The organism is Pseudomonas sp. HMSC065H01 (genome assembly GCF_001815235.1).
GTDB classification, from domain to species: Bacteria; Pseudomonadota; Gammaproteobacteria; order Pseudomonadales; family Pseudomonadaceae; genus Pseudomonas; species Pseudomonas aeruginosa.
Genome location: NZ_KV819873.1, coordinates 233,623 through 254,859 on the forward strand (window position 1 = coordinate 233,623; position 21,237 = coordinate 254,859).

A 21,237-nucleotide genomic window follows, 5' to 3' on the forward strand; every position below is an offset into this window, starting at 1 on the left:
ACAACATCCTTGGAGACCTACCATGCAACTTCAATTTCTGGGTGCCACCGGCACCGTGACCGGTTCCAAATACCTGCTGCGCCATGGCGACGCGACCATTCTGGTGGACTGCGGCCTGTTCCAGGGATTCAAGCAGCTGCGCCTGCGCAACTGGGAGCCGCTGCCGGTCGCGCCCAAGACCGTCGACGCGGTCGTGCTCACCCACGCCCACATCGACCATAGCGGCTACCTGCCACTGCTGGCGCGACAAGGCTTTCGCGGCCGGGTTTACTGCACGTCCGCGACGCACGAGCTGTGCAAGATCCTGCTCACCGACAGCGGCCATCTGCAGGAGGAAGAGGCGAAGTTCGCCAACCGGCACGGTTTCTCCAAACACCAGCCCGCGCTGCCGCTGTACACCCGTGAGGACGCCGAGCGCTGCCTGAAGCTGTTCGCGCCACGTCCGTTCTCTCAGGACTTCGAGGCGCTGCCCGGACTCACCGCGCGGTTGACGCCTTCCGGGCACATGCTCGGCTCGGCCTTCGTGCACCTCAACGATGGCCGGCGATCCGTGCTCTTCTCCGGCGACATCGGCCGGCCTAACGACCCGGTGCTGCGCCCGCCGGTGCAGGTCCCCGGCGCCGACTACCTGCTGGTGGAATCCACCTACGGCAACCGCAAGCATGAAGCGTCCGACGCACTGGCGCAGCTGGAGACTGTCATCAACAAGACGGCCGCCCGTGGAGGGGTCGTGGTGATCCCAGCGTTCGCTGTCGGCCGAGCGCAGAGCCTGATGTACGGCATCTACCAACTCAAGAAGCAAGGGCGCATCCACCAGCACCTGCCCGTGTACCTGGACAGCCCGATGGCCATCGATGCCACACGGCTGTACCACGCCCATCGCGACGAGCACCGGCTCTCGCCCGAGGAATGCGAGGGCATGTGCCATGCCGCGAAGATCGTCAACAAGGTCGAGGAGTCCAAGGCGCTCAGCGCCGGTCGTGGACCGATGGTCATCATCTCCGCCAGTGGCATGGCCACGGGAGGCCGCGTGGTGCACCACCTCAAGTCATTCGCGCCCGACCATCGCAACACCATCCTGTTCGCCGGCTACCAGGCGGGCGGCACCCGTGGCGCCGCGATCGTGCACGGCGCGTCCACCGTCCGCATCCATGGCCAGGACGTGCCGATCGGCGCCGAGGTGGCCTCGCTCGACAACCTTTCCGCCCACGCCGATGCCGACGAGATCCTCGCGTGGATGCGCGGCTTCACGCAAACACCGCGCCGAACCTTCGTGACCCACGGCGAGCCGGAGGCGGCCGATGCGCTGCGCGCGCGGATCGACCATGAACTGGGCTGGTCGGTTGCCGTGCCCGAGTACCTGCAGACGGTGGATCTGGTATGACGGCGCACCTGCACGAGACCGGCACCGGAGAGGATGGCGTGAACACGCTGCAGGCGTGGCGCACCGGCATCGACACCCATCAGGAGCCGGTGGTCTACATGCGGCGCGACTGCCCTGTCTGCCGGTCGGAGGGTTTCACGACCCAGGCGCGCGTGCAGCTGACGGCCGGCCGCCGCAGCATCGTGGCGACGCTCAGCGTCGTCGATGGGGATTGGCTGGCCGAGAACTTCGCTGGCCTGTCCGAATCGGCATGGGCGTCGCTGGGGGCGCAGCCGGGCCAGCTGGTCACGGTGACCCATGCACCGCCGCTGGATTCGCTCAGCCATGTCCGGGCCAAGGTCTACGGCAATGCCCTGGGCGATGCCGAGTTCAGCGCCATCATCTCCGACGTCGCGGCGGGCCATTACTCGGACCTGCATCTGGCCACCTTCATCACCGCCTGCGCCGGCGATCGCCTGGACCTCGCGGAGACCGTCTCGCTCACGAACGCCATGATTGGCGTCGGTGACCGCATCGATTGGGGGCGCCCGCTGGTGGTGGACAAGCATTGCGTCGGCGGCCTGCCCGGCAACCGCACGACCCTGCTCGTGGTGCCCATCGTGGCCGCCTGCGGCCTCACGATGCCCAAGACCTCCTCGCGCGCCATCACCTCGCCGGCCGGGACGGCCGACACGATGGAGGTGCTGGCGCCGGTGAACCTGGATGTGCCGAGCATGCGGCGCGTGGTCGAACGCACGGGCGGCTGCATCGTCTGGGGCGGCTCGGTACGGCTCAGCCCCGCCGACGACATCCTCATCCGCGTCGAGCGGCCGCTGGACCTGGACAGCGAGGGCCAGCTCGTCGCCTCGGTCCTGTCCAAGAAGGCCGCCGCGGGCTCGACCCATGTGCTGATCGACCTGCCCGTGGGTGCCACCGCCAAAGTGCGCAGCGCGCAGGCCGCGGCGGCGCTCGGTCGGCGCCTGCAGGAGGTGGGCAGCGCCATCGGCCTGCACGTGGCCTTGCGCGTCACCGATGGTGAGCAGCCGGTCGGCCGCGGGATCGGCCCGGCACTGGAGGCCCGCGACGTGCTGGCCGTCCTGCAAGGGACGCCCGAGGCCCCGGCCGACCTGCGGGAGCGAGCGTTGCGGCTGGCGGCGGACATCCTCGAAATGGGCGGTGCAGCGCCCGCCGGCGGCGGCCTGACGCTCGCCACGCAGGTGCTGGCCGACGGCCGCGCCTGGGCCACGTTCCAGGCGATCTGCGCTGAGCAGGGCGGCCTGCGCAGCATCCCGGTGGCAACGCATCGGCACACCGTCGCATCGCCGTCCACGGGACGGGTCTCCCGAATCGACAACCGGCTGCTCGCGCGGGCGGCCAAGCTCGCCGGAGCACCGACCGCCGCTGCCGCCGGCATCGACGTGCATGCGCGCCTGGGCGACCAGGTCGAAGCGGGACAGCCGCTCTTCACGCTGCACGCCCAGGCGCCGGGCGAGCTGGCCTATGCGCTGCAGTTCGTCCGCTCGCGCCCACCGATCTTCCAGATTTTGGAGAACCTATGAAACCTCTCGTTTTTCACCTGCCGGGCGACGAAGACTTCGCCGATGGACTGATCCGGGCGTTGGGCGCGCAGCGGGCTGCCCTGCAACTGCACCGGTTCCCGGACGGCGAGTCGCTGGTGCGGCTGGACGCCGACGTGACCGGCCGCACCGTCGTGATCGTGGCCAGCCTGGCACAGCCGGACGCCAAGGCGCTGCCCTTGTTGTTCGCCGCGGACGCAGCGCGCGACCTCGGCGCCACCCGCGTGTTGCTGGCTGCCCCGTACCTGGCGTACCTGCGTCAGGACCGGCGCTTCAACACGGGCGAAGCCATCACGTCCCGCACGTTCGCTGCGCTGGTGTCGACGGTGTTCGACGGTATCGTCACCGTCGATCCCCATCTGCACCGCTACCGCTCGCTCGGCGAGGTCTACCGGGTGCCGACCCGTGTGGTCCTGTCCGCGCCCGCCATCGCGGCCTGGGTCGCAGCCCATGTGGACCGTCCCGTGTTGATCGGACCCGATGCGGAAAGCGAGCAATGGGTCCAGGAAGTCGCGCGCTTGGCTGGCGCGCCGTTCACGGTGTTGCAGAAGATCCGCCGGGGCGACAAGGACGTGGAGGTCAGCCTTCCCGACACCGCGGCCCTGGCAGACCGCCAGCCCGTGCTCATCGATGACATCGTGTCCAGCGCGCGCACGATGATCCAGGCAATCGCCAGTGTGCGCAGCGTGGGATTGCCGCCACCGGTGTGCATCGGGGTGCACGCCCTGTTCGCCGCCGACGCGTACCACGCACTTCTTGCGGCAGGGCCCCAGCGGGTGGTGACCTGCGACACCGTGCCGCATGTCTCCAACGGCATCAGCGTGGTGGCACCGCTGGCGACAGCGGTGCAGGAACTGATGGAAGCCGGCGCGCCATGAGCCGCTGCGCCGCGCTCGCCATGACGCTCACGATCGAGGGGATATGACTGCCCATGTGCTTTTCCGCACCCGCCAGTTTCACGGCCGCAGCGGTTCTGCTGGGCCTGGGGACCGTCACCATGCGCCGGGCCCGCTCACGGCGCGAACTGCCGTATGCCGCCATCCCGCTGCTGTTCGGGGTCCAGCAACTGCTCGAAGGCATGCTGTGGCTGACGTTCCCCGACCGCGCGCCCTTGCTGAACGTGGCGCTGACGCATCTCTACTCGTTCTTCTCGCACGTCCTGTGGCCGATCTACGTCCCGCTGGCTGCGCTGGCGCTGGAGAGCGTCCGTTGGCGCCGTCGGGTTCTGGTGGCCATTGCAGTCGCGGGCGCGCTCGTCGGTCTGTACCTGCTGGCGATGCTGGTGAAGCTGCCCATCACGGCCCGCGTGGTCGGCCAGCACATCCTCTACGACTCTCCGCACTTCTACGTGATGACCACGATGGCCCTGTATCTGATCGGCACCTGCGCAAGCCTGATGGTTTCTAGCCACCGGCGCGTGGCGGCTTTTGGGGTGGCCGCCTTTGTCTCCGCAATCGCCGCCTACATGTTCTATGCAACCTGGTTCATCTCGGTGTGGTGCTTCTTTGCCGCTGTGCTCAGCTTCATCGTGCTGTGGCAGTTCCGTGAGCCCCGAGCGAGGCTGGCCGTGCCATGACGAATCCTCCGGCCAGATTCAAGCCCGCACTGGCCTACGCGGACTGCGGCCGCACGCAGGGCCCGATGCGCCGCGCGGCGTTCTTCACGGTTCAGTTGCTCGACGGATTCGAGACCATGCGCGATGCGGTCGCCGGCCGGCTGCCGACGGTATTCGCGCAAGCGGAACTCGCGCAAGGCACCAAGACCGGGCACTTCATCGCCGCGTTCTGCATCCTGTCCCTGCACCGGGTAATCGAGGAGGGCTCATGACCGCACAAAACCGTCTGTCCGTTCTGTTCTCCGACATCGCACCGGCGGACCATGTCGCGCTGCAGCAACGGCTTCCGACCCACTGGCACGCGCACTTCGTCCAGAACGAACGCCTGGTGGTATCCGATGTCGGCGATGAAGACACCGAGGTGCTGTGCGTCTTCGTGCGCACGCGCGTTGACGAATCGGTGCTCCGGTTGCTGCCGCGCGTGCGGCTCGTGGCAACGCGCTCCGCGGGCTTCGATCACATCGACCTGCAGGCTTGCCGCCGACGCGGCATTGCCGTGTGCCACGTGCCGGACTATGGGTCTGCCAGCGTCGCCGAACATGCCTTCGCGCTGCTGCTGGGCGTGGCTCGCCATCTGACACAAGCCCACGAGCGGGCGCGCCAAGGTTCTTTCGCTTACCGCGGCCTCACCGGCTTCGAGCTGGAAGGAAAGACGCTGGGCATCGTCGGGCTGGGCCGGATCGGGCGCCACGTGGCCCGTATCGCCCTGGGCTTCGGCATGGAAGTTCTCGCGTACGACCCGGCCCTCGCCCCATCGCTCGACATCACGGCAGCACCCATCGCCGGCGTCCGCGTGGTGACGTGGGAGCAGATCCTGCAAAGCAGCGATGTTCTGAGCCTTCATGTTCCGGCCACGCAGGCCACGCACCACCTTCTCGATGGGCAGGCCTTCGCGCGCATGAAACCGGGCATGGTACTGATCAACACGGCACGGGGTGCGCTCATCGACGAGGCCGCCCTGCTGCACGCACTGGAGGCAGGTACCGTCGCCGCAGCAGGACTGGACGTGCTGGAACAGGAAGGGGATCTGTCTCCCGAAGTGCCCACGGGCTGCGGCGGACTGGGTTGCGATACCGGCTGGTCCGCATCCAGCCCACTGCTGACGCATCCGCGTGTGCTCGTGACACCGCATGTCGGGTTCAATACGTCGGAGGCGATCGCGCGCATCCTCGACGAGACCATCTCGAACATCGCAGCCTGGCATGCGGGCCGCCTGCGCAACAGGTTGGATGAGCTATGACGCGACCGAACCGCCCCGTTTCCACCGTGCGTCTTGCGGGCCGCCCAACGCAACGCTCGGCGCTGCGCCGGGCCACGCAGATCGCTATGGCCCTGAGCGGGTTCCTGCTCTGGGTGGCCTGGCACCGGGGCCTGATGCGCTGCGATACCCACCGGGCGGCCGACCGCTTCGCCGAAGTGCTGCAGCGATTGGGCACGACCTTCGTGAAGCTGGGCCAGCATCTCAGCCTGCGGGCCGACATTCTGGCGCCCGATGCGCAAGAGGCTCTGGCCAGCCTGCAGGCCAATGTGGCGCCGTTTCCTCCCGAGCAGGCGGTCCAGGAGGTCGAGGCGGCGCTCGGCCGCCCATGGCAGCAGGTCTTCGCACGCTTCGACATGCACGCGCTCGCCGCGGCCTCGATCGCCCAGATTCATCGTGCAGCCCTGCCGGACGGGACGGAAGTGGTGGTGAAGATCCGCCGCCCTGGCGCGGCCGAGCAGGCCGAGACCGACATGCGCATCCTGCGCCGCATCGTCCTGGTCATGCAGGGGCTCGTGCCCTCGCTGCGTCGCTGGGGGCTGGCAGCCATCGTGGACGAGGTTGCGGCCAACTTCCGCTACGAGATGGATTTGTCGCGCGAGGCAGCTTCCGTGCGACGTTTCGCCGACGCCTGGCGCGGCTCTGCCGACATCGTGATCCCCGACGTGGTGGACGGCCTGTGCACGCCGAGCGTCATGGTCCAGCAGTTCAGCCACGGAGCTCACCTGCACGGTCTGCCTTCGTCCACCGCGGTGGCGGCCGCGGGCAAACTCGTGGACAGCTACGTCGCCCAGATCTTCCGCGATGGCTTCTTCCACGGCGACCCCCATCCCGGCAACGTCTTCGTGATGGACGATGGCCGCATATGCCTGCACGACTTCGGCATCGTGGGCCGGGTCGACGGCAACATGCGGCGGGCGCTGGTGGCGTTCGCCCTGGCCTTCGTCGAGCAGGATGCCGAATGGGTGGTCGATGCCTGGCTCGACCTGGGCCTGCTCGGCGACGGCACCGATCGGGCCGTGTTCGTGCCTGTCGTGCGTGCCCTGGTCGCAGACTGCGCACAGAGGCCGCTGAAGGACTGGTCGCTCTCAGGTGCTCTCGCGCAGCTCGTGGCGGCGGGCCGAACCCAGGAAGTCCGGCTGCCCAGGGACCTCCTCGTGCTCACGCGTACCCTGTTGTTGCTCGAAGGGACGGTGCGCCTGCTGGCACCCGAGTTTTCCATCATCGAAGCCATCTCTCGCCACACGACCACGGGCGTCTTCGACGAGCCCAAGTCTGCGGCATCGCAGCGTCTGCCCTATGAACTGGGGAACGCGGCCCACGCCCTGCCCTCCCTGATGGCGCGGCGTCTGCACAGCGTCTTGCGGCAGGGTGACCTGCTGCAACTGTCGATCAAGCCGGATGTCAGGATGCTGAGCGGGATCGACCGCCTCGGCCGTCGCGTCGCGCTGGCGCTCGTGACGCTCGGCCTGTACATCGCATCGAGCTTGTTGATGCAGCACGGCGTGGGCCCGCGCTGGGGCGACATGCCGGTACTCGCGCTGCTGGGCTATGCGCTGGCGATCCGGTTCACGTTTTCCATCGCGCGCAGCCGCGGCTGAAGCGCCTCATCAAGCAAGGAGTCAGGCATGAACAAGGTCAGAGTGGCGGTGAACGGATACGGTGTGATCGGCAAGCGGGTGGCGGATGCGGTCGCACTCCAGGAGGACATGGCGCTGGCCGGCGTCGCGGACGTGGTGCACGACTATCGCCTGCAGGTGGCCGCGCAGCGCGCTTTCCCGATTTACGCGGCGACCGCTGAAGCCGCACAATCGATGCGTGCTGCGGGGCTTCCCGTCGCGGGCGATCTGGCCGACCTGCTCGCCAACGCGGACGTCGTGGTCGATTGCACACCCAAGAAGGTCGCCGCGGTCAACAAGAGGGCGTACGACGCTGCCGGTGTGAAGTCCATCTTCCATGGCGGCGAGTCCCACGCGTTGACCGGTCATTCGTTCGTCGCGCAGGAGAACTACGCAACCGCGATCGGCCGCACCTCCACCCGGGTGGTGTCCTGCAACACGACGTCGATCGTGCGCACCCTGGGGGCGCTTCGGACAGCGGGCCTGCTCAAGCGAGCCCGCGGGACGCTGATCCGCCGGGCTTCCGACCCGTGGGAGGCGCATGCGGAGGGCATCATCAACACGCTCTTGCCGGAGAAGACGATCCCCAGCCATCAGGGACCGGACGCGCGCACTGTGATCCCGGACCTGGACGTCGTCACGATCGCGGTCAAGGCACCGCACAACAGCAGCCACCTGCACACCTGGTGGGTCGAACTGACGAGGCCGGCCACGCGCGACGAGGTGCTGGCGGCCTTTCGCGCTGCGCCACGGATCGCGTTCGTGCGATCCTCGGATGGTCTCGTGGCCCTCAACAGCACGGTGGAACTGATGGCCGATCTCGGCCGCCCGCGCGGCGACCTGTGGGAGGTCGCGTTGTGGGAGGACGTGCTTTCGGTCGATGGCGATCAGGCGTACTACACCTACCAGGTCTTCAACCAAGCGATCGTGATTCCCGAAACCATCGATGCCATTCGCGCCTTGAGCGGCATCGAGACCGATCCCCAGGTGTCGATGGCGCGCACCGATGCTTCGCTGGGACTGCAGCGTGATTTCATCCGCGACCGCGTCCAGGTTCGACGATGAGTGAATTCGATGATCCCGCGCTGGTCGGGCTCGGGCTGGCCCTCGCTTCGGGACTTCTGATCGGCCTGGAACGGGGATGGCAGCAACGCGAGCGGCCCGAGGGACATCGCGTCGCGGGCGTTCGCACCTTTGCGCTGATCGGCCTGCTCGGCGGCCTTGGCGGGCTGCTGGCCCAGCGCTGGGGAGCCGGCATGCTCATCGCGCTGCTCGTACTCGTCGGGGTGTATCTGGTGGTGGGCTACCTGGTGACGGCGCATATGCATGCCGTGATGGGACTGACCACGTCCGTCGCCGCCCTGGCGACTTTCGCCATCGGGGCGCTGGCGACCAGTGGCGCTTGGCGCGTTTCGGCGGTCGCCGCCGTGGTCGTGCTGGCGCTGCTGCGTTTCAAGCAGCTCTTGCACGCCGGCGTCGGCAAGCTGTCCGAGGCGGAGATCAGCAGCGGCACGCAGTTGCTGTTGATCAGCGTGGTCGTGCTGCCGGTGCTCCCTGACCGTGGCTTTGGCCCCTATGAGGCGCTGAATCCCTATCGCCTGTGGTGGGCCGTTGTCCTGCTGGCTGTGCTGTCGTTCACTGGGTTCGTCCTGATGCGCTCGCTCGGCAGGAAGCGAGGGCTAGTATTCACAGCGCTGCTCGGGGGAATCGTGTCGAGCACCGCCACCACGGCCACGTTGGCTCGGTGGGCCGGGCAGACGCCAGGGTGGCGTCCACTGGCAGCGGCGGGTGCGGCGCTCGCGTGCGCAGCCATGTTTGCCCGCATGGCGGCCCTCGTCGCCATCGCGGCCCCCGGCATCGGCTGGGGCCCGGTGGTCATCTTTGTGGCCATGGCCGCAGTTGGCGGTGTTGTGGGGACGTTCCTGGCGGCGCGGTCGTCAGCCGAAGACTTGCCCGAACTGCAACTTGGAAACCCGTTGCAACTGCGCTCCGCGCTACAGTTCGCGGCGTTCTTGGCCACGGTGATGCTGGCAGGCCGCTTTCTTGCCGATCGCTTCGGGGATGCCGGAGTCATGCTCACCGCCGCCGCCTCGGGTCTTGTGGACGTCGATGCGATCACGCTCTCGATTGGCCGTCTGGTAGACGAAGGCGCCGTCACCGCCGCATCGGCCACCCTGGCGTTGTTCATCGCGGCGTCCGTCAATCAAGCCACCAAACTTGTCCTGTTAACGTCGTTGGACGGAAAATCGCTTGCGTGGAGAGTGTTCCCGTCGTATGCGGCAATGGCTGCGGTTGGCTTCGCAGTCGCCTTGGCCCTGACCTGACGGAATGCCAGGGGCAACGGGACAATGGCGGTCTTGCGACTCCAGCATGGGCCGCCGCGACATCCGACCACACCCATTCCACCAGACGGCGACCCGCGGCAGGGCGGTCTGTCGCTGCAGACCGCCGATAAATCCGGTCGCGCCATGTGACCAAAAGGGGTTCAAGCCGGGGCCATCACCACGCGCGGGTCGCCATGCCCCTGCACGGCCGCCAACTCCTCGACGCTCAGCAAGCTCACCGGATCGACACCGAGCCCTTGAGCCGCCTCGGCCGCCACGTGCGCCCAAGTGCAACGGTTCGCGAACAGCATGCCGGCCACATCGAGCGTCCCGCCGCGCGCCTGGTAGCCCAAGGCACGGGTCTGCCGCGCCCCTGTATCGATCCGGCGCATCAGGCCCAGCGTCGGCTCGGGTCGCATGTGCGACACGATGACGCGCACGGCGGCAGTCTCCGGGAACAGGCCGCGCAAGGCCTGGTCGCCGGCCACAAAGTCCTGCTCGCGTTCGTCGCGGGGCGCTCTGAAGCGGCCCGGCTCGATGACGCAGGTCACTGCGGTCCGATGTCCAGCGGCTTCGAGGCGCCGCGCCGCAAGCAGGGCCTGCTGCAGCTGGTATGCGCCGATGGCAACCAGCAACACGTCGGGGGCGTCGCAGGGCTTCACCACCCAACCACCCTGATCGACCAAGCGTTCGGCCTGCTCGGCACTCAACTGGCTCGCGACGGCCCGCTTGGGAACGACCAATGTCCAGAACTGGCCGTGCGAGGCGTAGGCCGCGCGCAGCGCCGCAACGGCACTGTTGGCATCGACCGGGAACAACACGCGCGAGGTGTCGGACATTTCGCCCAACAGCGCTTCGGCCAGCGTCGGATCCTGGTGCGACTGCTCGTTCTTGCCGTTCTCCCAGGTGTGGGACGTCACAACCGTGACCACCGACAGCCATCCGGGTGGTGTGCCTGCCTGCGCCTGGTGTCGCGCGAACAGGATTTCCTGGCGCAGCGCGCCCAGCATCTTGACGGCAAATGCCTCGTAAGAGACGACCAAGTTGATGCCGCCCTTGTTGCCCAGCGCCGCGCTGACCACCGCTTCTTCGTTGAGCGCCGTGATCACGGCGCCATCGACGGCCTCCGCCAGGCCCGGTTCGGGCGTGAAGACGCGGTGTTTGAGCAGGTCCAATGTCTGGCCCATGCGGTTGCTGCGCAGCTCGTCCGGATTGCCTACCCGCGGACGCAGCTGTGGGTTGGCTTGGACGAGGGCCGCGAAGGCTCCGTCGAGTGCCGCCATTGGCGAGACCTCGCCCTGGCCCGCAACATGCCACTGCGGAACCGGAAGTCTGGGGGCCGCCACCTGGCGGTGCGCCAGGGCATGGTCCCGCTCCAGGGGACGATGCTGCACTTCGTGCCGGCACAGTAGTGCCACCGCTTCGTCGAGTTCGTGCGACGGCACGAAGAGAGCGCGAGCACCCTCGTTGAACTGCTGAAGCGCTATCTGGTCGACCCGGGGGTTCCCCTCCAGCGGCAGGTTGTGCGCGGCATTGGTTCCAGCACCGGGGAAGCCGAATCCCTTGGGCGCTTCGGCGATGGTGTAGTGGAGGGGTACCGGGTACTGAACGGTGCCCTGCGAAACTCCAGCCGCGCAGGCCGACAACCGCTCCTCCATCGCGTGAACGGCCCAGGCGAACGCGGCGGGGTCGGTGCCGTCGATCTCCATCGGGTCGAAGCCGTTCAGCCGCAGATGCTGGTGGAACCATTCTCGGCCCCCCTGCTGCTGCATGGTGCTGCGCTGTTCGATGCGGCGGCCGTTGAGGATCATGAACGGAGCCACGAAGCCGCTGTCTTCTGCCCGCCACCAGCGCGGCGCCCAGTCACTGCCACGCTGCTCCTCGAAAGCGCCGTCGCTGAGGAACACCACCAGCCGCTCGCCGGGCAAGGGCATGTGCACGTACTGCAGTTCGGCAAAGCCGAGATAGCCGCCCTCGGACAGACCGCCTGCCGTATTCGGGCCGACGTGGCTGCCCAGCGGCGAGGCGGGACGCCCCTGTGCGTCGATCGCGTAGCTATAGAAATCCCGGGCAAAGCGCGTGAGGCCGCTTTCGCTGCGGTCGTATCTCTCGGCGTGGCGCGGCGTCATGTTGCCCACCAGCAGGTTGCAGGCATCAATGCCCGCGACGCAATGGCCCTGGCCCATCAACCAGCCACGCGTCAACCCACTGAGCGCGTTCGCGGCCAGGTAGCCGACATAGGCCGGCACGATGTTCAGCGACCCACCGGTATGCCCCTCCGGCGTCTCCTTGAAATCCTCGGCTCTCATCCCCCGGCCATCGGGATAGACCCGGTCGGCATAGGTCATGTGAACCGTCAACCACATGCCTGCCACGGCCAGGCGGTCCGCCGACCAGAGCGTGCGATACACCGCGGTTGTGTCGCTCGCCTTGCCTTCGGCAACCAGCACCTGTGCGAGATCGTGGACTCGCAGTTGCGTGAGATCGTTGTGGGTGATGGGGCCGTGGCCGCGCGCCCAGCGGGCGAACTCGGGATTAGACTCGCGGAACACGCGGACGCGCTCGGCGACCCAGGGAAGCTCGTGGTTCATGTGGAAAGTCCTTGAGAGCCGGCACGCAGGTAAGCGCGACGGCGAGATTGGGAAGGCTGGCGTCTGCGATCGTCTTTCGCGCGCCAGCGGCACGGCCATCTAGCGTTCATGGCTGGTGTTCTCCATAAAGATCAGAGCGAGTCAAGGGCACGGGCCAGCTTCCGCCGTCGCGTTTGGACGCGACGATCTGGTAGATCCCAGTCCCCCCGGCCTCGAATTCCAGTGCACACGCCGCCATGTACAAGCGCCAGATGCGGAAGGTCACCTCATCGACCTCCCGCAAGGCCTCCTCCCGGCGCGCTTCGAGCCGCTGGACCCAATGACGCAAGGTCAGCGCGTAGTGGGGTCGAAGACCTTCGACGTCATGGATCTCGAAGCCGGAGCGCTCCATCCCTAGCTGGATATTGCTGACGCAGTCCAATTCGCCGTCGGGGAAGACGTAGCGGTTGATGAACTCGGTCGCGACGGTTCGGTTCCAGCCCTCCTCGTCATGGGTGATCCCATGGTTGAGGAAGAGTCCTCCTGGCCGCAAAACCCGCTGGACCACGGCGTAGTAGGCCGCTAGGTTCGCGAGTCCCACGTGCTCGAACATGCCAATGCTTGACACCTTGTCGAAAACGGCCGTGCCTTCGAGGTCACGGTAGTCGCGCAGTTCAACGGTGACGAGATCCTGCAGGCCCTCCGAGCGGATGCGCTCGCGCGCGTATTCGAGTTGCTGTTGGCTGAGCGTGATGCCGTGCGCACGGACGCCATGTTCTCTTGCCGCCCAGCACACGAGCGCGCCCCAGCCGCAGCCGATGTCGAGCAGGCGTTCGCCTCGCTGCAGACGCAGCTTGCGGCAGATGTGCTCCAGCTTGTTGCGCTGAGCCTGGTCCAGCGTGTCATCCGTCGCCTTGAAATAGCCACATGAGTAGACCCTCTCGGCATCGAGCCAGAGTCCATAGAACGCGTTGGACACATCGTAGTGAAAGGAGATCGCGGCCTGATCGGTTTGACGCGAATGGCGATGGGAGAAGCGACGTGCGACGCGCGAGGCCAGACTCCGCGAGGGCTTCAACACGTCCTGGTCGGACACGCGCAGCAGCAGTGCGTCGCGCAACAGGGCCAGTTTGTCGCGCCAAGAGAGCGAAAACCTCTCGAAATGCGCCTTGAGCCCGAGCGCGGTGTACAGGTCTCCCTCAATGTCGATGGTGCCGCGGAAATAGGCTTCCGCCAGCAGCAGCGGATCCGGGCGCAGGACCAAGCGACGCAGCAGACCCGGGTCACGGATGATCAGGGTGTATTCCGGGTGCGATTCGAGCTCGTGCAAGAGCATATCGCCCAGACGCAACGCCGGCGGGCGCTCGATGCCGGCCAGCAGCCGGCGCAAGATCCGTAGCGCGGCGGCATATCCGTCGGGCGATACGGTTCGATCCCGTGTCGTGAGGTGGCTCATCGGGGGCGCCTCACTCGCTCGTGTGCAGCGGATGCTGCGAAGTGGATAGACGACTCACACTTGGCGCTGGCGTGATCGGCACGACCACAACCGCTGCACCGCATGTACGTAGAGCGTCGTGATGCCGGGGAATGTCGACGATGATCAGAGCGATTCATGCGCGTACACGACGGGACTTCGCGCGCACCGAATTGCGCTGAACGTCCGCATCCGCTCCTTCGATCAAACCGCAGACGGAATGGCCATCCGGGACGCCGTCCGGCAGCCGCTTCCAGTCGCGCTCTGCCTGCTGCATGCGGCGATGCAAATCCGTCGCCTCCTTCAGCCGCCGGGCCTGCTCGTCAAGCCGTTTGCTCAGCAGCGCCCGCGCGCGCGGACACGGCGATGCACCGCGCTGGCTCATCTCGACAAACTCTGCAGCGTCCTTGAGCGTGAAGCCGAGGGCCAATGCATTGCGTATGAAACGCACCCGGACGACGCTTCGATCCGAGAATGCGCGGTAGCCGTTCGTGCCCCGGCCATCGGGCACCACAAGCCCCACCCGAAGGTAGTGACGCAACGTGTCCGGTGTGACGCCTGCCGCCTTGGCGCATTCAATGAGTTGCATCACCATCCTCCAGCAAGGTTGTCTTGAATCCCTTCACTTTCGAGCGAGTTTGAACCCAGGTGCTGCACATGGGTCAAGGGCCCGGCGTTTGAACCGCTCCGTTTCTTCCTTCAACGTGCGGTTGGATGGGCAACTGGACCATCTTCGGCGCGAGCATCAACGGGCGTGGCTCCCGGCCCGGGGGACGACTTATCGTGGTCTTGTCCCAGTTCATTGCCTATACCAAACCACTTGCCTGGTCATTCAGCGCTCGGAACGTCTCACGCGCGATCGCTAACTGCTCGCGTGCTTGAACCACCAGCACGGCGACGGCGGATCGGGATGACTGCAACTGGGCGACTTCAGTGTTGGGCGAGTAGGCGCGATTGCGCTCTTCGTTTAGTTCCAGGCCGATGAACTCCAGGCCATCAACGATGCGCCGACGCAACGCGGGCGAATTTTCTCCAGCTCCGCCAGTGAAGGCCACAGCATCGCAACCGCCCATCGCGGCGGCGTAGGCGCCGATGTATTTGCGCACGCGGTACGCGTGAACCTGCATTGCCAGTTGGGCGGCTGCGACTCCTTCTCCCGCGCGCTTCTCCACAATCCGCAGGTCCGAACTCTCACCCGACAATCCTTTGAGTCCACTGTCGCTGTAAAGCGCCGCCTCGATCTGCGCCAACGTCAAACCCAGTGCGCGTGCGACGAAGCCGGGTACGCCAGGGTCGAGGTCTCCACAGCGCGTGCCCATCACAAGACCTTCAAGCGCGGTCATTCCCATAGATGTATCGACCGACCTTCCGCGATCGATCGCGCAGACGCTGGCGCCGCTTCCAATGTGGCAGCTCACGATACGAAGTTCTGACGGCGGCCGTTTCAGCTCGGTGCTGACGGCGGCCAGTACACCCTGGTGGGACAGGCCATGGAAGCCGTATCTCCGTACCCCTGCCGCGCGCCACGATGGCGGAACAGCATAGGAATGGGCATATTCGGGCATGTCGTCATGGAAAGCGGTGTCGAAGACCGCGACGTGGCGCACGCCGGGCCAACGCTCACGGGTCAGGCGTATGCCGGCCAATGCGGCAGGATTGTGATGCGGCGCCAGAGCCGAAGCCTTGCCGATCTCGCGTTCGACTTCTTCATCCACGAGCACCGCGTTGCTCAACAGTGGGCCACCGTGTGCGACGCGGTGACCAATGCCATCGAGCGTTGTGACACCCGCCCTGTGCAAGTGCCGCTCGATCTCCTCGAAGGTCGCAGCATCCACCGCAGGATGATCAATCGCCGAGTCGATCAATGGCAAGGTACGAGCCGACTTGAAAACTCCGAACTTCAGGGTCGCACTGCCGGCATTGATGGCGAGGACGCGCATGTCGGAGCTCCGTCAGCGCCGGTCAGTGCCGACGTCGCCGCCGTTGGCAACGTTCATCAGATCGAATTGCCAAGTTTCGCTCGGCGCTAGCAGCACGCGAGGCCGCCGATCAGGCCCATGCTTCCGATGCTGTAGCGCCGTTGCTGGCGTCGTGATACGGGAGAATCCAACTTTGATCCGTGCCTGGACGACGCTGATAAGCGGAATCGGCCGTGGCAGGCGCATCGCCTCCGACAAGGAGCGTGCTGCTTGCGACCCGTGAGCGTCTCTTTTTGCAGCCACAGTGGAGGGTCGTTCAGTTGGCATAGGCCTGCTCGAACACAAGCTCAGCCCACAGGTCCCGGCTCTTGCGCCATGATTCCATGGCCTGCCCAATCGCGTCTGCACCAGTTCGCTCAAGCTGATACCAAGGATTTTCGACCCGATGGGGATCCTGCGCACCCCACTGCTCAAGCCATCGTTGCACCCATGGCAGCAGCGCCAGGGCCGGGGTCACCTGCTCGGACCAGACCTTGCGACTGACGCGCATGGGGTGCAGCGCGCGAAGTTCACGAGCCGAGTCGGGGGTGACGGCGAAGCGGACCCACGGCGACACCCACTGCGAATAGAAGCGCTCGGTGATCTCCGAGAGTGCTTCGACCTTGTCGAACCCCGCCGGGTTGGCGTCGTAAGGCAGGTCTTCCAGCCGCCGCGGCTGGAACTGCGCAGCGGCGGCCGACTCCGAAGAGGCGCTGTCCTCCAGAACCATCTCGTAGAGTCCAGGCTTGAGTGCCTGGATCGATTCGGCATGATGCAAGATGGCGCGGTGCTCGCGTCGCGCCACCCCCGCGGAGACGAAGATGCCAAGGTGGCCAACATGTTGGTGCAGCAGGTACACCACGCGCTGGCCCGCCGCCACCAGGTCTGCGGTCGTCGGATATACCGCTTTGAGCCAGCCGAGCGCCTGGTGGGGCGGTGTGATGTTGTCGCCGTTGGAGCAAAAGACCACCAGCGGTGCGCCAATGCGGCTGAGATCCGCGCGGCAGTGGCCATCGACCACGACCTCGCCGCTCTCCAGGTGATTACCTACGAAAAGATCGCCTGCGATCGACAACATTTCCTCGCGTGCAAGCTGGTAGAAGCCATTCCACCAACGCTCAAACTCCAGGAAGCGATCGCGCTCAGTCTCCGGCTGCGCGAAGAGCGTGTCGTACTTCTTGAACACGCCCTCGGGCTGCAACGCTTCGAAGTTCTGGACCAACCAGGCACCGTCGAAGCGCCCGGCGCCGAGGTCCGACACCCAGTGCGCCGGCCAGATGCCGCCCGTGAACCCACCGAGCAGCCGCATGGGGTTGACGCCTCTCTCGCCTGCCCAGTACGACAGCGGCGAGCCATTGAGCACTGCCAAGGCGGCACGGTGCTCGCAGTGCGACAGCGCCAGCGTGATCGCCCAACCGCCTTGGCAGTTGCCGTAGACGATCGGGGCCTTGCCTCGGTGGCGCTTGGCCACCATGTCGATGAATGTGGCCAGGGTCTGGACGACTGCGCCCATGGTCTGGCCCTCGACGGGCTCCGGATCGAACACTGCGAAGTACACGGGATGGCCTTCGAGCAGTGCCATGCCAACTTCAGAATCGCGTTTGAAGCCGCCGATGCCAGGGCCGTGGCCGGCGCGTGGATCGACCACCAGCACCGGTGCGGCGCCTTTGCGCACATGTTTCTCCAAGGCGTCGGTGCCACAGCGAGTGACACGCAGGAGCCGGTAGTTGCTCGCTGGCTGCAAGTCGTGGCCGTCGGCCACCTGCTCTGACTCGAAGTGGAGAAGCGGCGGCATACCCGCCGCTTCGTGTTCGGTCATGTTGTTGGCGCGCTGCCTCAGCGCTTCGCCTGACGCGACGGTCCGCCACAGCATGTCGCCCCAGTAGGCGGCAAAGAGCGCAAGCGGTGCGGCGGCCATACCCTGGGAGTTCGTGCGGGTGTCCATGGCGTCGATCAGCGGCAGCAGCAGCCGCCATGCCCCTTTGAACGGGCAGCGGCCGGCGCATGGGAGGCACCGGCACCCGCCGCAATGCCCGGCGAGGAATCAGCGGATGCCTCGTAGCCCGCGGCAGCTAAGGCCGCGATCAGCTCAGGCGTCTTCTGGGCCGTCTGGTCGCCGGTGACACTCGCTGCGCCGCGAGCGAGATCGACATGCACGTCTTGCACACCAGCTACGCGCTTGAGCGCCTTGCTGACCGAGTTCGCGCAGGAGGCGCAGGTCATGCCGGCAACCTTGAGTTCGATGGTTTCCATGATGATGCTCCGGTGGTTTCAGTGGTGGTGCCCGGACTGGCCGACGGATTTCGGGCGGCTCCGGTCGTCTGATTGGCGCGCAGGCGAACCCTCTTCATCGCCCCGAGGCGGCTGATCTTGATGGTCATGACCACCATGTGCGCCGTGACTGCCATGGCCGAAGATGTGTATCAACGGACAGGCGAGGATGAAGAGGAAGGGAAGCAGTTGCAGAAGATGGGCGTTGTGGCGGTAGAACATCCAGGCAACGGCGGCGGCGAGGCCGAGCCACAGCAGCCACTGGTTGATGCGAGACCAGTTCGGGCTGTTTCCTGTGCTCTTACTTCGATCGGGCGGAATATTCATGGCGATGCTCCTTCGTGAAGTTGACCCTTGTCGATTGGCGAGATTCCCGCATTCGAGTGCCGTGCAGGGCGCTGATCAGGCCCATCCATGAGACAGGTATGCCAGAAGAATGGGGCTGAACACCGGAGATTTCCATGGCCCCGGGCTAAAAAGTCCTCGATAGTTTCTGAGCATGATCGACCCGTGCCAAATGTGGCTTGTTAAGCTCAGCATAGAGCTGAGGTAAAGGCAGTACCTTGATCTTGATCAAAAAGACTCTCTGTACCCAGCTACGGGGTACATACCCCGCGCAGCGAACCAGCAGACCAGCTCACCTCAGGGGCTCAGCGCACACCGCCAAGTGAGCGCGCGACAGATGTGCCGAGCAGGCAGACGTTCGGCACCGATCGGAGGCTATCTACGAACGGTGTCCGGAACTGTGACCGGATCGCGGCCGAGCAAAGGCCCTCGCGTGCGGTGTGGACGTAGCGATGGGATACACAAGCGCATGATGTCGGCGCCTGCCGCTAGGACTGGGCACGTGGCAGTCACGGAGAAAAAATGTCCCGCTCGCGTAGCAACGTGGCCGGCCGGGTAGATCCCAGAATCAGGCAAAGAGATACGCCAGTTGGCTGGACGGACCGCAGCGCCCTCGGACTACTGCCGCAGATGGGGCAATACCAAGTCAAACCTGGTGACAAGCTCACTGGAGGTCACGGCAACGGAGCCACCATGTGCCTCCGCAATCGATTTCACGATGGCAAGGCCAAGACCGGCGCCCGCCGTATTTCGTTGCCGTGCCGGATCAACTCGGTAGAAGCGGTTGAAGAGCTTTGGTAGATCGGGCTCAGGAATTCTCTCACCGGGATTGACCACACTGATCGTTGTCCACTGCTCATCCTGCGAAAGCAAGACCGTGATGCTCTTGCCGCGAGGCGTGTGTCGAATTGCATTCGAGAGAAGATTGTTCAGCGCCCGGGTGAGCATTTCCCGATCCGCCGCTATGCTGCCGATCGCCCCTTTAACACCAAGCGTAATGCCGCTATCTTCTGCCAGCGCCTCGAAATAGTCGAACAGACTTCGCACCAATTCGGACAGATCAATGGTAGACAGACGCAAGTTGCGGGGATCATTTTCCGTTTGGGCAAGAAACAGCATGTCCCCAATCATGCGTCCCATCCGATCAAACTCTTCCAAATTTGAATAGAGGATTTCTCTGTATTCCTCGTTGCTGCGCGGCTGGCCAAGCGCCACGTGAGTCTGCGTGACCAGGTTGGTGACGGGCGTGCGCAACTCGTGCGCGATGTCTGCGGAAAAGTGTGATAGCCGGGTGAAGCCTTCCTCGATTCTCGCCAACATATCGTTGAAGGCGAATACCAGTTCCGCCAGTTCGATCGGCACATCCCGAGGATCCAGCCTCACATCCAGCTTTGAAGAGCGAATCGCCCGAATCTCTTCATTGACCTTGCGAATCGGCAGGTGGCCCCACTGCACCGCCAGCCAAGCCACACCGAGCGCCAGACACATGACCAAGCCGGTTGCCCACCAGAGCATGCGCTTGAACTCCGCCAGGAAGTCGAGATGAAAGCCGATGTCCATGGCGGCGACGATGCGGTAGCCGGGCGCCGCTGAATCGTCAGCAGGCAGTTGTATCACCACACCTCGATATGACCTCTGATCCTCCTGCCACACGATCAAATCGTCAGCGGTGATGCGGTTGACCAACTTTTTGCTACTGGCAAGTCTCGACAGGTCAGGGCCGGGCGTGGCATAGATGCTAGTGCCAGACCCATCGTAGACGCCGTACGTCATCCCATGATGTCCTGCGACTGCGTTGGCCAAGTGTTGCTTCAGTTCGTCGCTTGCGATGTCACTTGCAAGCTGGCGCAAGGGCTGAGCCAAAGCGGTTGTCACTGCCTCCAGTTCGTGGGCATCCTGTTGAGCAAAGTGGTGCTCCAACGACCGAAGAATGACCCAGTTGAACACAAGAAACACCAAGGTCGTGGCGATACCAACCAGGGCCGTGACCCTTAATGCAAGCGACGCTGGACGGCTTTGCCGCGGCTTATGGCGCAGGGGCATCATCGGGCGCATCGAGCGTGTATCCCATTCCACGCACGGTGTGGATGAGCTTCGGATTGAACGCATCGTCTATCTTCGCGCGTAGACGGCGGATGGCTACATCGATGACGTTGCTGTCGCTGTCGAAATTCATGTCCCATACCTGCGACGCGATCAGAGAACGTGGAAGGACCTCCCCCTGGCGACGGGCCAGGAGCTCAAGCAACGCGAACTCCTTGCTGGTGAGATTGATGCGTTGGCCAGCGCGCGTTGCGCGCCGGCGCGCCAAGTCCAGTACCAAATCGGCAACCTGGATGCGATCAGGCTGGCTCGGAGCGCTTCCGCGTCGCAGCAGCGTCCGCACCCGCGCCAGCAACTCAGAGAACGCGAATGGCTTGACGAGGTAGTCGTCCGCTCCCAGTTCCAATCCCTTGACACGGTCGTCTACACCGCCACGCGCCGTCAGAAAGAGCACAGGGACCTGTTTACCGGCATCTCGAAGGGCACGCACGATGCGCCAGCCATCGACATCCGGCAGCATGACATCCAAGACCACCAGATCGTATGTCTCGCCCATGGCCAGGTGGTGTCCGTCCAATCCGTTGCGCGCCAGATCCACGACGAATCCCGCCTCCATGAGACCTTGGCGGACGTAATCCGCCGTCTTGTTCTCGTCTTCAACGACCAGCAGTTTCATCGCATGTCCTATGAAATCGCTACGGCGCAGAGCAATAGCCGCTCACGATGTACGCATTCATCCACTTTCAATCAGCAATTTACTGGGTGCCAGCTTCCACGAACATGACACGAACATTACATGAATGTAATTCAAGGGTCATTC

The 21,237-nt window shown here is 65.2% G+C and carries 18 protein-coding genes; 9 read left to right on the forward strand and 9 right to left on the reverse strand.

What is annotated here, in order from left to right; all coding sequences use genetic code 11:
• Positions 1-22 precede the first annotated feature (22 nt).
• The 9 genes from HMPREF3014_RS13775 to HMPREF3014_RS13815 all read left to right on the forward strand — a co-directional run bounded on the left by HMPREF3014_RS13775 (position 23) and on the right by HMPREF3014_RS13815 (position 9,756).
• Positions 23-1,384, forward strand: a complete 1,362-nt coding sequence (locus tag HMPREF3014_RS13775) for an MBL fold metallo-hydrolase (RefSeq protein WP_023087275.1) — start codon at positions 23-25, stop codon at positions 1,382-1,384.
• A complete protein-coding gene (locus HMPREF3014_RS13780; protein ID WP_023087274.1) occupies positions 1,381-2,922 on the forward strand; it encodes a thymidine phosphorylase family protein in 1,542 nt (513 codons plus the stop codon). Before HMPREF3014_RS13775 ends, HMPREF3014_RS13780 begins: the two co-directional genes overlap by 4 nt.
• On the forward strand, positions 2,919-3,818 hold the full coding sequence (locus HMPREF3014_RS13785) for a ribose-phosphate pyrophosphokinase (RefSeq protein ID WP_023087273.1): 900 nt from the start codon (positions 2,919-2,921) through the stop codon (positions 3,816-3,818). Before HMPREF3014_RS13780 ends, HMPREF3014_RS13785 begins: the two co-directional genes overlap by 4 nt.
• Positions 3,819-3,871: 53 nt before the next feature.
• Positions 3,872-4,516, forward strand: a complete 645-nt coding sequence (locus tag HMPREF3014_RS13790) for a DUF6629 family protein (protein ID WP_003121541.1) — start codon at positions 3,872-3,874, stop codon at positions 4,514-4,516.
• A complete protein-coding gene (locus tag HMPREF3014_RS13795; RefSeq protein ID WP_009516033.1) occupies positions 4,513-4,767 on the forward strand; it encodes a hypothetical protein in 255 nt (84 codons plus the stop codon). Before HMPREF3014_RS13790 ends, HMPREF3014_RS13795 begins: the two co-directional genes overlap by 4 nt.
• On the forward strand, positions 4,764-5,795 hold the full coding sequence (locus tag HMPREF3014_RS13800; RefSeq protein WP_023087271.1) for a hydroxyacid dehydrogenase: 1,032 nt from the start codon (positions 4,764-4,766) through the stop codon (positions 5,793-5,795). Before HMPREF3014_RS13795 ends, HMPREF3014_RS13800 begins: the two co-directional genes overlap by 4 nt.
• Positions 5,796-5,881: 86 nt before the next feature.
• Entirely contained in the window at positions 5,882-7,414 is a 1,533-nt protein-coding gene (locus HMPREF3014_RS13805) for an ABC1 kinase family protein (protein ID WP_079280129.1), read from the forward strand.
• A gap of 27 nt (positions 7,415-7,441) precedes the next feature.
• Positions 7,442-8,497, forward strand: a complete 1,056-nt coding sequence (locus HMPREF3014_RS13810) for a type II glyceraldehyde-3-phosphate dehydrogenase (protein WP_023087269.1) — start codon at positions 7,442-7,444, stop codon at positions 8,495-8,497.
• On the forward strand, positions 8,494-9,756 hold the full coding sequence (locus HMPREF3014_RS13815; RefSeq protein WP_023087268.1) for an MgtC/SapB family protein: 1,263 nt from the start codon (positions 8,494-8,496) through the stop codon (positions 9,754-9,756). Before HMPREF3014_RS13810 ends, HMPREF3014_RS13815 begins: the two co-directional genes overlap by 4 nt.
• A 161-nt stretch (positions 9,757-9,917) precedes the next feature.
• Here HMPREF3014_RS13815 and HMPREF3014_RS13820 read toward each other — a convergent pair whose 3' ends face one another.
• From HMPREF3014_RS13820 to HMPREF3014_RS13860, 9 genes are all read right to left on the reverse strand, one after another.
• Entirely contained in the window at positions 9,918-12,347 is a 2,430-nt protein-coding gene (locus tag HMPREF3014_RS13820; RefSeq protein WP_023087267.1) for a phosphoketolase family protein, read from the reverse strand.
• A 106-nt stretch (positions 12,348-12,453) separates the two neighbouring features.
• Positions 12,454-13,782, reverse strand: coding sequence for an SAM-dependent methyltransferase (locus HMPREF3014_RS13825; protein WP_023087266.1), 1,329 nt, complete (start codon positions 13,780-13,782; stop codon positions 12,454-12,456).
• A 154-nt stretch (positions 13,783-13,936) separates the two neighbouring features.
• Positions 13,937-14,389 carry a MerR family transcriptional regulator gene (locus HMPREF3014_RS13830; RefSeq protein ID WP_023087265.1) on the reverse strand — a complete coding sequence of 151 codons (453 nt, stop codon included), beginning with the start codon at positions 14,387-14,389 and terminating at the stop codon, positions 13,937-13,939.
• Positions 14,390-14,606: 217 nt separating this feature from the next.
• Positions 14,607-15,740 carry an acetate/propionate family kinase gene (locus HMPREF3014_RS13835; protein ID WP_023087264.1) on the reverse strand — a complete coding sequence of 378 codons (1,134 nt, stop codon included), beginning with the start codon at positions 15,738-15,740 and terminating at the stop codon, positions 14,607-14,609.
• A 295-nt stretch (positions 15,741-16,035) separates the two neighbouring features.
• Positions 16,036-17,703 (reverse strand): DUF3141 domain-containing protein, encoded by a 1,668-nt coding sequence (locus HMPREF3014_RS13840; protein ID WP_023087263.1) that lies wholly within the window; start codon positions 17,701-17,703, stop codon positions 16,036-16,038.
• Between the two features lie 8 nt (positions 17,704-17,711).
• Positions 17,712-18,011, reverse strand: a complete 300-nt coding sequence (locus HMPREF3014_RS13845; protein WP_003090284.1) for a heavy-metal-associated domain-containing protein — start codon at positions 18,009-18,011, stop codon at positions 17,712-17,714.
• An 18-nt stretch (positions 18,012-18,029) separates the two neighbouring features.
• Positions 18,030-18,356: a DUF2933 domain-containing protein gene (locus HMPREF3014_RS13850; RefSeq protein ID WP_023087262.1), complete on the reverse strand. Its 327-nt coding sequence runs from the start codon at positions 18,354-18,356 to the stop codon at positions 18,030-18,032.
• A gap of 636 nt (positions 18,357-18,992) precedes the next feature.
• Positions 18,993-20,429 carry a heavy metal sensor histidine kinase gene (locus HMPREF3014_RS13855; protein WP_044305157.1) on the reverse strand — a complete coding sequence of 479 codons (1,437 nt, stop codon included), beginning with the start codon at positions 20,427-20,429 and terminating at the stop codon, positions 18,993-18,995.
• Positions 20,401-21,093: a heavy metal response regulator transcription factor gene (locus HMPREF3014_RS13860; protein WP_003097513.1), complete on the reverse strand. Its 693-nt coding sequence runs from the start codon at positions 21,091-21,093 to the stop codon at positions 20,401-20,403. The genes HMPREF3014_RS13855 and HMPREF3014_RS13860 overlap by 29 nt, the downstream gene beginning before the upstream one ends.
• Positions 21,094-21,237: the final 144 nt, after the last annotated feature.